The sequence below is a fragment of the Corynebacterium sp. HMSC076C10 genome, from assembly GCF_001812455.1.
In the GTDB taxonomy this organism is placed as follows: domain Bacteria; phylum Actinomycetota; class Actinomycetes; order Mycobacteriales; family Mycobacteriaceae; genus Corynebacterium; species Corynebacterium jeikeium_D.
Genome location: NZ_KV809130.1, coordinates 14,353 through 29,445, shown reverse-complemented (window position 1 = coordinate 29,445; position 15,093 = coordinate 14,353). Strand labels below are relative to the sequence as shown.

Annotated in this window: 9 protein-coding genes, 1 tRNA gene and 2 pseudogenes; 8 read left to right on the top strand and 4 right to left on the bottom strand. The window is 59.2% G+C overall.

What is annotated here, in order from left to right:
* Positions 1 to 439: 439 nt before the first annotated feature.
* Positions 440 to 1,786, bottom strand: a pseudogene (locus HMPREF2857_RS06530) (IS256 family transposase).
* Positions 1,787 to 1,841: 55 nt separating this feature from the next.
* Here HMPREF2857_RS06530 and HMPREF2857_RS06525 point away from each other — a divergent pair.
* The 3 genes and pseudogenes from HMPREF2857_RS06525 to topA form a co-directional block, all read left to right on the top strand.
* Positions 1,842 to 2,219 (top strand): annotated as a pseudogene (locus tag HMPREF2857_RS06525) (transposase); the annotation flags it as partial.
* A 23-nt stretch (positions 2,220 to 2,242) separates the two neighbouring features.
* Complete coding sequence (locus HMPREF2857_RS10915) at positions 2,243 to 2,473, top strand: transposase (RefSeq protein ID WP_371325820.1); 231 nt, start codon at positions 2,243 to 2,245, stop codon at positions 2,471 to 2,473.
* A gap of 673 nt (positions 2,474 to 3,146) precedes the next feature.
* Entirely contained in the window at positions 3,147 to 6,107 is a 2,961-nt protein-coding gene (topA, locus tag HMPREF2857_RS06520) for a type I DNA topoisomerase (RefSeq protein ID WP_070560719.1), read from the top strand.
* A gap of 12 nt (positions 6,108 to 6,119) precedes the next feature.
* Here topA and HMPREF2857_RS06515 read toward each other — a convergent pair whose 3' ends face one another.
* Positions 6,120 to 7,433: a DUF418 domain-containing protein gene (locus HMPREF2857_RS06515; protein WP_371441569.1), complete on the bottom strand. Its 1,314-nt coding sequence runs from the start codon at positions 7,431 to 7,433 to the stop codon at positions 6,120 to 6,122.
* Between the two features lie 208 nt (positions 7,434 to 7,641).
* Between HMPREF2857_RS06515 and HMPREF2857_RS06510 the strand changes: the two genes are divergently transcribed.
* Complete coding sequence (locus HMPREF2857_RS06510) at positions 7,642 to 8,232, top strand: hypothetical protein (RefSeq protein WP_070643220.1); 591 nt, start codon at positions 7,642 to 7,644, stop codon at positions 8,230 to 8,232.
* Positions 8,233 to 8,436 carry a helix-turn-helix domain-containing protein gene (locus tag HMPREF2857_RS06505; RefSeq protein WP_005511351.1) on the top strand — a complete coding sequence of 68 codons (204 nt, stop codon included), beginning with the start codon at positions 8,233 to 8,235 and terminating at the stop codon, positions 8,434 to 8,436.
* A 49-nt stretch (positions 8,437 to 8,485) separates the two neighbouring features.
* Here the strand turns inward: HMPREF2857_RS06505 and HMPREF2857_RS06500 are convergent, their stop codons facing one another.
* On the bottom strand, positions 8,486 to 10,012 hold the full coding sequence (locus HMPREF2857_RS06500; protein ID WP_070643219.1) for an adenylate/guanylate cyclase domain-containing protein: 1,527 nt from the start codon (positions 10,010 to 10,012) through the stop codon (positions 8,486 to 8,488).
* Positions 10,013 to 10,094: 82 nt separating this feature from the next.
* Here HMPREF2857_RS06500 and HMPREF2857_RS06495 point away from each other — a divergent pair, with 82 nt between their 5' ends.
* From HMPREF2857_RS06495 to HMPREF2857_RS06485, 3 genes are all read left to right on the top strand, one after another.
* Positions 10,095 to 11,471: a DNA polymerase III subunit delta' gene (locus HMPREF2857_RS06495; protein WP_070643217.1), complete on the top strand. Its 1,377-nt coding sequence runs from the start codon at positions 10,095 to 10,097 to the stop codon at positions 11,469 to 11,471.
* 134 nt (positions 11,472 to 11,605) lie between these two features.
* A tRNA-Thr gene (locus HMPREF2857_RS06490) sits at positions 11,606 to 11,678 on the top strand.
* Positions 11,679 to 11,887: 209 nt separating this feature from the next.
* Positions 11,888 to 12,859 carry an N-acetylmuramoyl-L-alanine amidase gene (locus HMPREF2857_RS06485; protein ID WP_070643215.1) on the top strand — a complete coding sequence of 324 codons (972 nt, stop codon included), beginning with the start codon at positions 11,888 to 11,890 and terminating at the stop codon, positions 12,857 to 12,859.
* A gap of 8 nt (positions 12,860 to 12,867) precedes the next feature.
* On the opposite strand, the gene HMPREF2857_RS06480 is transcribed toward HMPREF2857_RS06485, so the two are convergent.
* Complete coding sequence (locus HMPREF2857_RS06480) at positions 12,868 to 14,919, bottom strand: acyl-CoA dehydrogenase family protein (protein ID WP_070643214.1); 2,052 nt, start codon at positions 14,917 to 14,919, stop codon at positions 12,868 to 12,870.
* Between the last annotated feature and the right edge of the window lie 174 nt (positions 14,920 to 15,093).

Below are 15,093 nucleotides of genomic sequence, written 5' to 3'. Positions count from 1 at the left end.
CAAGAATCAGACACACATTCTGCTACTTAACCCTTCAGAGGGTCGTTGCAACACTTTCCCTTAGGAGGGTGTTGTTGTGTCTGGGGTTGTCGGCCCGTTTCATTCGTTGTCTGAGTCGGATCGTCGTGGCTTAGTTGCCTTGGTTGGCAGTGGGCGTAGTGTCCGTTCGGCGGCTGGTGAGCTTGGTTGTCATTACGGGCATGCTTTGAATTTTTGCCATGCCTTTGGATTGCCAGTCGTGTTTAAAGCCAAACGAGTTGATCGCCGCGGCAGCCAGGCTTTCCAGCTTGTGGAGCTAGTCCGAAGCGGACTGTCAGTACACCAAGCCGCCAAAAGATGTGGGATGCATCTTACCGCGGCTTATGCCGTAGCTACGGAAGCTGGGTGCCATATCCGGTTAAGTGAGGGTGTCCGATTGTTTGTGTGCGGGGGGGGTGGTTTACAAGTAGTCCGCGAATCGGTCGGGGTAAGCCACGGCTAGTTGGTTGATGGCTTGTTTCCACCCGGTGGCTTTCGCTCCTTCAATATAGCCGTTGCACTCAATGTTGCGCTTTGCTTTCTTCGCTCGCTGGGCGGCACGCTTGTTCGATGTTGCAGATCATCAGCCACAGCGTTTTCTGCGCCGCGGTATCGTTCGGGAATTGGCCCCTGTTGCGGGTAGCTTTACGCAGTTCAGCATTCAGCGACTCGATTGAATTGGTGGTGTAGAGCACCCGGCGTGCCGCCGGCGGAAACTGCAGAAACGGCACGAACCGCTCCCAGGCGTCGCGCCAGACTTTGACCGACTGGGGGTATTTCCGGCCAAGTTCACTGGCCTCGAAAGCATCCAGGCTGGCACGTGCGGTGTCCTCGTTAGCGGCTGTGTAGACCTCACGCAGCGCGCGGGAGACTGCTTTGCGGTCCTGGTAGGACACCCACCGGTTCGCAGCCCGAATCAGGTGCACAATACAGGTCTGTACCATGGAATTCGGCCAGGTTGCCTCCACGGCTTCCGGCAAGCCTTTGAGCCCGTCGCAGCACACAATGAACACGTCTTGGACACCGCGGTTAGCCAGATCCGCACACACCGATGCCCAGAATGCGGCTCCTTCATTGTCGGCGATCCACAGTCCCAGGAGGTGCTTGATGCCGTCCATGTCGACACCAACCGCCATGTAGCAAGCCTTGTTGACCACGCGGTGGCCGTCACGGATTTTCACGCGTAGCGCGTCGAGGAAGATCACCGGGTAAAACTCGTCGAGCTGGCGGTTTTGCCAGATCATGACCTCGTCTAACACCGCATCGGTAATGGTGCTGATCGTATCCGGGCTCATATCCACCCCAAGGGTGGTCGCGAGGTGATGCTGGATATCGCGCACGGTCATCCCACCGGCGTAGAGCGAGATAATCATGTCGTCGAGTTCTGTGAGCCGACGTGCACCCTTGGGCACCATCCGGGGAGTAAACGTGCCGGCACGATCCCTGGGCACGGTCACCTCAACTGCGCCGTAGCCAGAATTGACGGTCTTGGTGTACGACCCGTTACGGTGATTATTCTCCTGTGCGGTTTCGACCTGGGATTTCGCTTTGCGGTCGGAATGGCCGTAGCCCAAGTGCGCATCCATCTCCGCCTTAAGGCCAGCGTTGATTGATGCTTGCAGCAGGCCTTTGACCAGCTCGCTTGCATCATCAGCGGAGCTCGACAGCTCGCTAATCAAGCTGGCGATTTCAGAATTTTCCATCAGCTTCTCGCTGATCTCGTTGACCCTCGCCGGGTCATGGTTTTCTTCGGTGACACCGTAGTCATTATCGGTGAAACTCCTTCTAGATCAGAGCCTCACACACAAACTTCCTGACACCCTTCTGAATTGGGAGAAAAGTATCCACGCTCAGTCAAGGTCTGGCGAGATGCTTGGGCGCGTTTCGTACCGTTTCTGCAGTTCCCACCAGCGGCCAGAAAAGTAATCTATACGACGAACTCGATTGAATCATTCAACAATGAACTGCGTAAAGCTACCCGCAACAGGGTACAGTTCACCAACGATGAATCAGCGCTCAAGACGCTGTGGCTGATGATCTGCAATATCGAAGACAAACGAGCTGCAAAGAGAGCGAAGCAGGGCAAACGAGTCTCAGCGACAGCCGGCAGACTCATGGAAGGAGCCCGAGTTTCCGGCTGGAAACAAGCCATCAACCAAATGGCCGTGGCCTACCCCGACCGCTTCGACAAATACCTATAAACCTAACCCCACACACAAACAACTTGACACGCTCCTCTCGATCGCCATGGGAACGCGGCAGCAACGAAAACACCAACGGCAGGCTTAAAAGAAACCTTCCCAAAAACAGCGACCTGTCCATCTACAGCGCCGAGGACTTAGAGATGATCGCCAACATTCACAACCACAAACCACGCAAAGCACTCAACTGGCGCACCCCAGCCGAAGTCATGACCAACGCCCTCACACAAACCGGTAGCATCAAACCAAACTAACCATCATCGTTGCAACGACCCCTAGAATCCGCCCCCGGAGTGCGCGACAATCGTGGGGTAATAGGCAAAAGTGTGTCCGCTCAGCGTGTCGACCGGCGTGTTGACCGGCGCGACAGCGGGTGGGCGCCTTCGATACTTACCTCAATGCGAGTTGCTGACTGCGCTTACGTCAGCGACGGCGGGTCGATCCAAGTTACTGACTGCGTTTATGTCAAAAATGGCCCGAAAAATGGCCTGAAAGTGTCATAAACTCGCACAGTTTCACATTTGCAGCCCGCAGCACGCGCCCGTTGTGGCCAGCCGCTGACAGTCACTGGGGTGGTCATGGCTAGCCGCAGAGCAGTCGTCGGGCCGGCCACCGGGTATCTCCCTCAGCAGCCCCCACAGCAGCCCCTTCAGTCACACCCAAAATCCGCCCGATACTTGAGGATTCCACGCGACAAACTAGATTGTGTGTACGGTATTCCTTATATTCTTCATATTCTTTCCAGATAATCTTCCGGGAGAACGCGGCCGGGAACTGATTTGAACTGATCGGAACCGGTTGGAACCGATCGCGGGCTTCTCACAGCTGAAGCCCGGCCAGAGTCCGGCCAAGAACCCCCAAGATTTAAACGAAAACAAGAACCTAAACAGTCAAAAACATTCAACGTTGCAGGATAGAAAAACTTCTATGGCGAATTCAGACGGCCTCAAGCGCCTTGTAATTGTCGAGTCGGCGACGAAAGCTCGCAAGATTCAGCCGTATCTCGGCGATGATTACATCGTGGAGGCGTCGGTGGGCCACATTCGCGACTTGCCCCGTGGCGCAGCCGACGTTCCGGCTCGTTACAAAAAGGAGCCCTGGGCTCGTCTGGGTGTGAATGTCGACAACGGATTCGCCCCGTTGTATGTCGTCAGCGCTGATAAGAAGAAGAAAGTCGCCGACCTGAAGGCCAAGCTCAAGGAAGTCGACGAGCTCTATCTCGCAACTGACCCCGACCGTGAGGGCGAGGCCATTGCCTGGCACTTGCTGGAGGTTCTGAAGCCCAAGGTGCCGGTGCGTCGCATGGTGTTCCATGAGATCACCAAGCAGGCCATCCTGGAAGCCGCCGCCAACACCCGTGAGCTGGATCAAAACTTGGTCGACGCCCAGGAAGGTCGCCGTATCCTCGACCGTCTCTACGGCTACGAGGTCTCCCCGGTGCTGTGGAAGAAGGTCATGCCGCGCCTGTCGGCAGGTCGTGTGCAGTCGGTGGCAACGCGCGTCATCGTCGAGCGTGAGCGCGAACGCATGGCGTTTATCTCCGCCGAGTACTGGGATGTCGCCGCAACTTTGGACACCGGCTCGGCTTCTGCTGACGCCAACCAGCCGAAGGAATTCGTCGCAACCCTGACCAGCGTTGATGGTCAGCGCGTAGCGCAGGGCCGAGACTTCGATGACCGTGGCCAGCTGAAGAAGTCCGATGGCATCCGGGTCGTCGATAAGCAGCTCGCCGAAACCCTGGCGGCGGACCTCGTGGGCTCTGAGCTCAAGGTCGCGTCGGTGGAGGAGAAGCCGTACACGCGCCGCCCGTACCCGCCGTTCATGACTTCTACGCTGCAGCAGGAGGCGGGCCGCAAGCTGCATTACACCTCTGAGCGCACGATGCGTGTGGCGCAGCGCCTGTACGAAAACGGTCACATTACCTACATGCGTACCGACTCCACGACGCTGTCCAAGGCCGGTATCGACGCCGCGCGTAAGCAGGCGCTGGAGCTCTACGGCTCGGAGTACGTCGCCGATGCGCCGCGCCAGTACTCGCGCAAGGTGAAGAACTCGCAGGAAGCGCACGAGGCAATTCGTCCGGCTGGCGAGACATTCGCAACGCCGGGGCAGCTGGCGGGATCGCTGGATGCTGAGGAATTCAAGCTCTACGAACTGATTTGGCAGCGTACCGTCGCCTCGCAGATGGCCGACGCACGCGGCACGTCCATGAAGGTCACCATCGCTGGCGCCACCGACACGCACGCCGTCGAGTTCGCCTCCACCGGACGAACGATTCGCTTCCCGGGCTTCCTCAAGGCATACGTCGAGGTCTCCGCGCTTTCCGACGGCCGTAAGGTCGCCGACAACGCTGAGAAGCGTCTGCCACAGTTGACGGAAGGCCAGGGCCTGACGGCCACGGACTTCAGTGCCGACAGCCACTCCACCAACCCGCCTGCGCGCTTCACCGAGGCCAGCTTGGTGAAGAAGATGGAGGACCTGGGAATTGGTCGTCCGTCGACATACGCGTCGATTATCAAGACCATTCAGGATCGCGGCTACGTCTACTCCCGCGGCAACGCTCTGGTGCCCTCGTGGGTGGCCTTTGCCGTGGTGGGGCTGATGGAGGAAGCATTCTCCGATTTGGTCAACTACGACTTCACCTCCGAGCTGGAGGATGAGCTCGACGGCATTGCCGCGGGCAACAAGGATCGCACGACCTGGCTGACCGGTTTCTACTTCGGTGATGACAAGGATCACCGCCACAAGGGAGCCGACGCCATTGCGACCCACGGTGGTCTGAAGAACATCATCGACGTGAACTTGGAATCGATTGATGCTCGGAAGGTCAATTCGCTCCACCTCTTCGACGATGCCGAGGGCAACCCGATCATCGTTCGCGTTGGCCGCTATGGACCGTACCTGGAGCGCACTCGCCCGGGTGCCGGTGACAACGGTGCCGACGAGGTGCAGCGCGCCAACATCCCGGAGGCCATGACTCCGGACGAGCTGGATCTAGCCGCCGCCGAGAAGCTGCTGGCCATGCCGCAGGGTGGTCGTGAGCTGGGCATTAACCCGGCCAATGGTCGCATGATTGTTGCTCGCGATGGCCGCTACGGCCCCTACGTCACCGAGCTGGTCACCGATGAAGAGCGCGAAGGTGTCGTAGCCAAGGCTGAGGAGATCATCGCAGCTGAGCGCGCCGAAGAGGACGCTCAGCGCGCTGCCGAGGGCAAGCGAAAGAAGAACTGGGAAACCAAGACCGCTGCCAAGCAGAAGGAAAAGCGCACCGCGGAAATCATCGAGGAAACTCTGAAGCCGAAGACGGCCTCGCTGTTTTCCTCCATGGAGCCGTCGACTGTCACGTTGGAAGAGGCTCTGAAGCTGATGAGCCTGCCGCGCGAGGTCGGTGTCGACCCGGTCGATAACGAGGTTATTACTGCTCAGAATGGCCGTTACGGTCCGTACCTGAAGAAGGGCACGGACTCGCGTTCACTGGCTAACGAAGAGCAGATTTTCACCGTGACATTGGACGAGGCTCGTCGTATCTACGCTGAGCCGAAGCGCCGCGGTCGTGCTGCTGCGAAGCCGCCACTGAAGCAGCTGGGCGACAACGATGTCTCCGGCCGCCCGATGTCGGTAAAGGATGGCCGCTTCGGTCCGTACGTCACCGATGGTGTCACCAATGCTTCGTTGCGCAAGGGTGATACGCCTGAGACGCTGACCGATGCCCGTGCCTGCGAGCTGCTGTCTGAGCGTCGTGCGAAGGAAGCTGCCGATGGTGGTACCAAGAAGGCCGCGAAAAAGTCGACTCGCAAGAGCACGAAGAAGGCTGCCAAGAAGACCACTAGGAAGGCGGTCAAGCGCACCACCAAGCGAGTGGTGAAGGCGACCCGCCGGGGCAAGTAGGGCAAGTAGGTCTTAAGCGCCCGCCACACCTGGCGTGCCCGCCGCACCCGGCGCCTCCTGCGGAGTTGGTTTGGGGCCACCGACCCCGGTCAGCTCCGCCCGCATCGTCGGCCCGTACGACAGCCGGCGATGCACCTTCTCAAACGGCCCCTGCATGCCGCGACGCTCCATCGCCCACGCGGCGAACAATGTCACCAACCAGACGCCCACAGCAATGAGAGTTTGCACGAACGCGCCCATGTCGCGCGGGATGTCCAGCATAAACGGGTATACCAGCACAAAGAAGATGACCGACTGCATCAGGTAGCCCGTCATCGAACGCTTGCCGAGCGCCACAATCGGCACCAGCCAACCAGGTATAGCGGCGCCCTCGTTCAGGCGTCGTTGGAGCGGCTGCAGTGCTAACGCCAGCCCGGCTAGGATGCCAGGACCGGCGAACACTCCGGCAAAGTTATTAATTACCAAGAAGGCCATGTGCTGTCCGGCTGGAAGAACACCAATCGCTGCCAACCCCATAGGGATGCCGATACCGAAAGCCACGACCACAGCCACCACGAGCCACCGAATAAGCAGGGGGCGGTGCGCGTCAACGTCGTCAAGCACGCCCTTGCGAGCCCACACGAAGCCAATCATCATCACCGGCAGGTAGAGGAACAGCTGCAGCGGCAGGGTAGTGATGCTCATTGTTAGGACCTGCAGATTCGCGGCGAGCATATCCAGGTAACTTGTTTCAATCGCACCGCCGTTGACGAACTGGCTCATGTCGGAGCCGACGAACTCGGCGTCGGGCATCGCAATTACGAATCCCAAAAACAGCAGGCTCAGTGCAGCGTTGATCGTCAGCGCAATCCACGCGAGAATCGTCAGCACCTTGTTGCTGAGGCCCATAAGTAGCCCGAGGATGATGCCGCAGATGCCATAGAGAAACATGATGTCGCCAAAGAACAGAAACAGCATGTGCGCAACGCCGAACAGCCCCAGGAACGCATAACGCTTTACGACGACCACCCGCGCCCGCGACCGTGGAAAGTTCCTCCTGGCCAAACTGCGGACGATGAGTCCCACACCGAAGCCGAGCAGCGTTGCGAACATCGGCAGCCCGCGATTGTGTGCGGTCACGGCGGTAAACAGCACGGTGGCCTTGTCGGCGATGCTGTCGTTTATGACGCCGCCGAAGAATGCTGCGGGCAGTTCGGGATCTGCAACCAGCCAGGCGGTGGCAATGTTCGCGATCGCGATGCCGAGGAGAGCGAACCCGCGCGCAGCGTCGGGGACGAGCATGCGAGGTCTGGGGTTGGGGCTAGAACTGGGGCGGTTGTCAGTCATTCCTCCAACGTAAAGGAACTGTGGGCGGGTGCGCAGGTTGGCGGCGGACGGCGATTGTTGCAGGGGTCTTGCGGCATATCGAAAAACGATATAGTATCGAAAATCGATACATCGAATAACGATGTGTTGGTGTTGGGTGGCGGACCCAGTCTGCCCACAGAATAATCTCACTAACCGCGCCAATTACGGTGCAGTAAGGAAGTTAGCTATGACATCTCCACAGACCAAGAAGCCAAATGACCCGTATGTCAATCAAACTAAGGAGCGCCGGGATGTAATCGTGAGCCTTTTTGCCGGAGTGTTTGCACTGGCTTATATCCTTCTTGAGCTCCGCCACCCGGTTCTTCATCAGCAGTTCCCCAGTGATCTGACCCTGCTTTTGCCCGAAGTGCTGGGAAGTGACAAAGGGGTTCCTATCGAGGTTATGAGTGGTGGAGTCCTCTCCTTGTTTATTGCTGCGACTGTTGTTCGATGCGCTATCGTCGCCGCGATTGCCGTGCTCTGCGTGTTGTTCTCACTCTCGTATCTGAAAGGCGAGTTTTTTACAGTTAAGACTGCGCGACGAGTTATGGCTATCTCCTGGCTGGTAGCGATGTATCCGGCAAGTAGTTTCCTGCAGCATATGGGCGAAAACTGGGTCGCAAGTAGCCTGAATCTGAGCACGTGGTACCAGCGTGATCATGCCGATTTCAATGAGCACCTGGGAATATGGTTTGTCCTTATGATAGTCATCTCCACTCTCGGAGTTATGTTGTTCCGAGCTGCTCGAATGCAGGAAGATCAGGAAGGACTCATTTAAATGGCGAAGGTTGTGTGCCACTTAGATGAGCTGCTTGAAAGCCGCGGAATGACGTTGGCAGCCCTTTCCGAACAGGTCGGGGTCACTCCGGTCAACCTCTCAGTGCTGAAAAACAACAGGGCGAAGGCCGTGCGATTCACGACGCTCACTATGTTGTGCGAAGCTTTGGACTGCCAGCCAGGAGATTTATTCTCGGTGGAGTAAGTGTGTTCGCCGTCTGAGAAGTCTAGGGGTACTGGGCGCCCAACGAGCCCTAGGCTTCGTCGGCAAGCGTCGGGCGCACCGGGCGTGCAAGCTGCGTCATGTGCGTACGGCCACGCAGCTCCACAGACTTCAGGGTGGTCCAGCGAGCCTGCTCGTCCTCGTTAGCCAGGCGAATAGTAGAAGCCGTGGCGAGCACGCGGCCCGGGGTGTCCTTGGCCAGCTCGGTCAGACGGGCAGCCTGGTTAACCGCGTCACCAATAACCGTGTATTCAAAACGGTCGCGGGCACCGATGTGGCCGGCGACAACGTGCCCGGCGGAGACGCCAATACCCGCGGTGAGCTGGAGATCGAGCAGTTCCTCGCGCAGTTCACGGGCGGCTGTGAGGGCGTGCCCAGCAGTGTCATCGAGGGGCAGGGGAGCGCCGAAGACAGCCAGAGCCGCGTCACCCTGGAACTTGTTGATAATGCCCTTATTGCGGTGCACACAGTCAACAACGTGGTCGAAGAAGGCATTGAGCTCACGGACAACGACTTCTGGTGAGTTCTTCTCCGCGAAGTTGGTCGAACCAATCACGTCCACAAACAGCACCGCGACGAGGCGATTCTCGCCACCCAACGTCGGCTTTTCTTCCAGAGCCTTACGGGCGACCTCAGACCCGACATAGCGGCCGAAGAGGTCACGGACCCGCTGACGCTCCTGCAGGCCACGCATCATTTCATTGAAACCCGCCTGGAGAACGCCCATCTCGGAGCCGTCGTAAATAGGCACGCGCGTATCCACCTGGCCCTGGCGGACCTTGTTAATCGCGCCCGTGAGGTCACGAATCGGGTCGACGATGGACATGGTGGCCAACATCGTGCCGAAATAGCCGGTAATCAGAGCCAGAATTGCCAGCGCGGTGATGGTGGGCAGCAGATCTGCCGCGTCATCTGTGAATAGACCACGGCGCTGACCTATCAGCACAAGCAGGATTGCTACCACTGGAACACCGCTGGTCAACACCCACGTCTGGCGCAGGCGGTGGCCAATCGGTGGCTCCAGCGAAGAATCCGGGGCCCTACGCGCCAGCGCCTCCACGGCAACCGGACGCACCATGCGCTCCGCAATTAGATAGGTCAACAGCGCCACCATGGCACCACCGAGCACCGAGGTGAGCAGCACCATCAGGCCGATCTTGCTGTCATAGGCGAACGCGACTCCACTGAAGACGATCACGCCCAAAGACCAGATGACGGTCCCCAAAAGTGCCTGATAAATAGGCACGCGCATAACCAAATACCGCACTCGCCGCGGATCGTGCAGCTCTGGATGGCGCTGCCATTTCAACAGTGGCTTGAACAGAATCCAAGTAGTGCCGATTCCCGCAATAATTGCCAGAACCAGGTACCCAGCCAGGGCATAGATGACCCCATTAGCCAACCGCGGCAAGTGAGTTTCTTGGTTCAGTGGCAACAGCATGCCGAGGAACAAGCCGACAATCATGGCTCCGACAAGGTTGCAGACGAAGATAAATGAGGCATAAGCAGGCCACATTGTCCCGCTTAGCCATTTCAGATTTCGCCAGAGCCGTTGCATGATTACTACCTTAGTGGCAACCCCGGATTGCAGGGAGTAGTTACCTCACAAGAGTCCCGTGGGGCGCGCTAGAGTTGGGGCCATGACAGAGCCCATGACAGAGCGCAGCGTGTTTTCTCGTATGCCCGAAACCGGTGGGGTTCGCCAGCGGTTGCAGGCTGCTGTGCGCGCTGCGCATTATCGCTTTGCCAATGGTCAACCGCTGGCAGGCGATGGGGCGGAGGTTTCGCCGGAAGGTGGGGACGCGGGGTCGTCGTTAAGCGATGTGCCACGCGACTCGGACATGACGCACGCCTGGCTGTTCACGGGACCTGCGGGGTCGGGGCGGTCGGTGACGGCGACGGCGTTTGCGGCGGCGCTGCTGTGCACGCGGCATGACAGCCCCGGTTGTGGCGAGTGCGAGGGCTGCCGGACGGCGCTGGCGGGAACGCATGGCGATATCAAGATCGTGCGCCCGGAGGGCACCATCATTTCGGTGGCGACGGTGAGGGATGAGCTGCGGCCCTGGGCCTACAAGATGCCCACGACGGCGGATTGCCGCGTGCTAATCATCGAAGACGCCGACCGCCTCAACGAATCCGCCTCAAATGCGCTGCTCAAGGTGGTGGAAGAACCGCCGCTGCGCACCGTCATCATCATGTGCGCACCAACGACGAACGCGGAGGATTTCTCCGTTACGCTCCGTTCGCGCTGCCGCCACGTCTATGTGCCGACGCCGCATATCGACGACGTCACAAACCTCCTGCGCGCCGAGCGGCCAGAGCTTACCGACGAGCAAGCGGTCTGGGCCGCGACGGTGTCCAACGGTCACATTGGGCGTGCGCGTGGCTTTGTCTCCGATGAGGGCTCGCGTGCCTGGCGGGGCAAGGCCCTGGATTTCGTGGAGGCCGTGTTCGACCCGGCGAAGTCGTATTTGGCGGCGCGAGAGTTAGCCAACGAAGTGGCTGGCGAGGTGAAGCGGCGGATGGAGCCGCTAGAGGCTGAGGAGCTGGAGAATCTCGAGCGCTCGTTGGGTGTAGGTGCGTCTGGCAAGGGTGCACAGGCGGCGCTGCGCGGCTCTAAGGGCGTGATCAAGGAGCTGGAGGATAATCAGAAGCGGCGGCGCAGGCGCGCGGAGTCAGATCTGATTGACCTGTCGTTGACCGACATTATGGGGCTTTACCGTGACGCCCTGGTGCTGGCGTTTGGGGCGGAACGTGCTGGGTCGGCTTCTGGCGCTTCTGTTTCAGATTCTGGCGCTGATTCCGAGTTTGGGGATGGCTCCGTCTATCTCATTAATCCGGACCGCCGGCGGACGGCGACGGAGCTAGCCCGACGCCTTCCGCCAGAGGCGATATTGGCCTCCATCGATGCTGTCACCGAGGTGCGCGGCATGCTCGTGACTGCAGTGAAGCTGACGGTCCTGATGGATGAATTGATGGCTAAATTGCAGATCGCAGGGCAGGTTGGTCGCAGGTAAGCCAGCAGCTATGCCCAATTCAGCGGACTGAAGACCCCATTTTGGTAGCGATGGGGGCAGTGCAGTAGTATTACCGCTTGTACATTTTGTGCAGGGTTATTTCTGCTTGCTTGAAAGCTCAGCGCAATGTGCGTGCCGCCTTAGCTCAGTCGGTAGAGCGTCTCACTCGTAATGAGAAGGTCGCGAGTTCGATTCTCGCAGGCGGCTCGGTTTGAAACGGGATCCTTGGAAAAGGGTCCCGTTTTTTATTTTTTGGATCGGTCAAACATGAGGAGAGCGAATCCGGCGGCAAGCCGACGTGCGGTGATTCCCCGAAACGAATGGGGGCGGAAATCTCGGAGCCGGGGACTCTCAATCGAGTGTTTGCTACTGTTACTCAGCACATGGCAGGTACGCAGATACTAGGAGAACGCACGATGCGACAGCCCGGACACCAGCGATTAGTAGTGCGACCATCAGCGGGACGACTAGCTGTGGTTTTGGCGGCCGCGGCAATCATGCCTGCCGGTCTTGTGGCCTGCACCATCGACACGGAGGCTTCCAGAGCAGGAAGCGCTCAGCAAGCTGCCTCGGCGGAAACTCAAACGTCCTTGGCAGCTGAAGAAGAGGCCATGCAGATGCCGAACCCCACTCCGCCGAATGAGGAGTTTGCAATGCCTGATTCTGCTAACCCCGACGCAGTCGCTCCGGGCGACGCGCCACAACAGCAAGCTAATCGCGCTACTTCGCGTGCCGACGGCTCCAGCGCTGTAGCCGGCAAGGTCATCTACCTCGACCCGGGGCACGCCGGCACCCCACCACCTGCTGACCTGATGGTCACTGACGGTCGTGGTGGCCAAAAGCCGTGTAATACCTCCGGCACCGCTTCCAACGACGGCTTCCCGGAGCACGAGTTCAATTGGCTGATGGCGCAGGAAATCAAGCAACTGCTCGAACAGCGCGGTGCTCAGGTGCTACTCAGCCGCGAGAATGATGCCGGTCGTGCAGATTGCATCGATGCCCGTGCAGAGAAGGAAAATGCTTCCAACGCCGATGCCGTGGTGAGCCTCCACGCTGACGGTGCTGGAGAGGGCAACCGCGGATTCCATGTGTCGGCGATTTCTCAGCCGCTCGCTAATAATGACGAGCAGGGCTCTACCGCGCTGGCAACCGCCCTGCGCGATGCCTTTGTTGCCGCAGGTTTTGCGCCGTCTAACTATCTCGGCAGCGAGGGGCTGAATCCGCGCGCAGACCTCACCGGACTCAACCTATCGACGAAGCCAAAGGCACTGGTCGAATACGGCAACATGCGCGATAGCAGCGACATTGCCCTCTTGACTTCCAGCGAAGGCCGGCAGCGCTTGGCAGAGGCCACTGTGGCTGGGCTGGAAGGTTTCCTGGCGCAGTAGCCAACCTGCTAACTAGCCGGGTTGGCCTTAGCCTTCGGCGTCATCGCTTCGTAAGGCTCCATCATGGGGATATCCAGCATGGTGCTGGGGACACCAAAGGCATCGACAAGTACCTCAGACCAGGGACCAAGGGAATCAACCAGATCGGCCAAGCCCGCTCGCGCGCCCTTGGTGCGAGTACCGGTGAGCAGTGACTGCTCCAAGAACCAGCCGGCGTTATCGCAGACAACCGACAGGAAGAACACATCACGAACCTGCTCGAGCACTTCTTGAGAGCGCTCGTCTGTGATCGTGGATTCGGCTTCGAAGAACGCTTCCAGGATCATGCGATCGATATGCGCCCACGCGCAGGAAATCATGTGGTCCTGGACCTTGTCCACCAGCTTCGCGGCCTTTTCAACAGGCAGTTTCCGCGCCGGGCGCAGCCTGCGAGCAAGGGACTTGAGAAGTCGGTTCTCGCGCTCGATAAGTAGCTGCATCTGGCTGGCGGGGTCAAAGAGCGAGGACTCATCAGCGTCAGTCAGCGCATCCAAGAGGTTCTGGACGACGGCATCTGCACCGGTGCGACGGCGCAATATGCCACTGAAATTGTCGAGGCCGAAGCGCACCATTTCCAGGTTGGAAAAACTCTGCACCTCCCGGGCAAAACCACCCAAGAGTTCTTTGGTGACCAGCTGCAACATCACCACGTTGTCGCCCTCAAAGGTGGTGAATACGTCAGAGTCTTCTTTGAGAATGGTCAACAGGTTCTCTGCCATGTAGCCGGCTCCACCGGTGGCCTCACGCATCTCCTGGATGGCGTCGGTGGCATGTGCGGTGTTGGCGACCTTCAATGCGGCGGCATGCGCCTCCACTTCACGCAAATCGCGAGCCTGCTCCGGGGTTAGATTCGCACGGTCCAGCCCCTCCGCTTCGAGGTCGTGAATCCGCTTGATTAGCAGGTTGGTGGCAAATTGCAGACCGTACGAACGCGCAATGCGGGGGAGTAGTCGGATTCGGTGTTGGCGGTGCTCAATGAGCTTCTTTTCCGGCAGCGAATCGTCGGGAGCAAATTGGCGCCGCAAGTGTGCGTACTTGGTGCCGATGGTCAATGCGGTGCGGGTTGCCGCACCAGCGGCCGCACCGACTGTCACGCGGCCGCGCACGAGGGCACCGAGCATTGTGAAAAACCGTGCATTGGGGCTGTCAATATCGCTGCTGTACTCGCCAGTGGCCGAGACATCTGCAAAACGGTTAAGCAGGTTCTCCCGCGGCACGCGGTAATGATCGAACATGAGAGTGCCGTTGTCCACGCCCAAGAGGCCGCCCTTGGTGCCGTGGTCGCCGATAGCAACTCCGTCGACAGGCGAACCATCATCATTGCGGATTCGAGCGACAATGCAGTGCACACCATGGGATTCTTCCTGCCCTGGTGTGTAGAGCTGGCAAAAGACCGCAGCCCAGCGCCCATCGCGCGCGGCATTGCCCAAAAACCACTTCTCAGAGGAAGCCGTAGGGGAATTGAGGATGAATTCTTCCGTCTCGGGGTCGTAGTGCGCCGTGGTCTCGAGTGATTGGACGTCCGAGCCGTGGCCGCGCTCGGTCATCGCAAAGCAGCCGAGAGCCCGCAGCTCAATGAGGTCACGCACCAACTCGCCGTGACGCTCTGTTCCCAGGTTGCTGACAGCGCCGCCGAAAAGGCCCCACTGCACTCCGGACTTCACCATCAACGACAAGTCGGTGTGGCCAAGCATTTCAATCCCGGTGAGAGTGCCACCGGTATCTCCTGTGCCGCCCTGGTCAGTGCGGAAAGCGCCATAGGGCATGCCGGTCTTAAGCACCTTGGAAAGCGCGTCGGTGGTGTGCTGCCTGGCCTCCTCCACGGTCAGCCCAGAGGTGGGCCGCAGGGAGGGGTCTTCTAGAAGGACGCGGACATCAGCGCGCGCCTCGGGGAAATAGCCGTCCAGGGCCTTTTGCAGTGCGCCTGCCACTTCCGGTTCAGGACGGGAGGGGAGCGTCTTCGGAGCGTCGGTCGAGCGACGGCGGGGGATTCGCGTGGAGGTGGAAGAAGTCTGTGCCATAACCCAACGTTAATGGGATATCTGGGGCTTGTCAGCCGCTTTCGACTGAGAAACTCATGAGGAAATCGGGGCCGCGGGTCGGAAACAAGCTACCGGGATAGAACGAAGGTGGAAACGCAAAAGCCGTCGTCAAGCAAATACTGCGTTGTGCAGTGCTTGACGACGGCTCGCGTA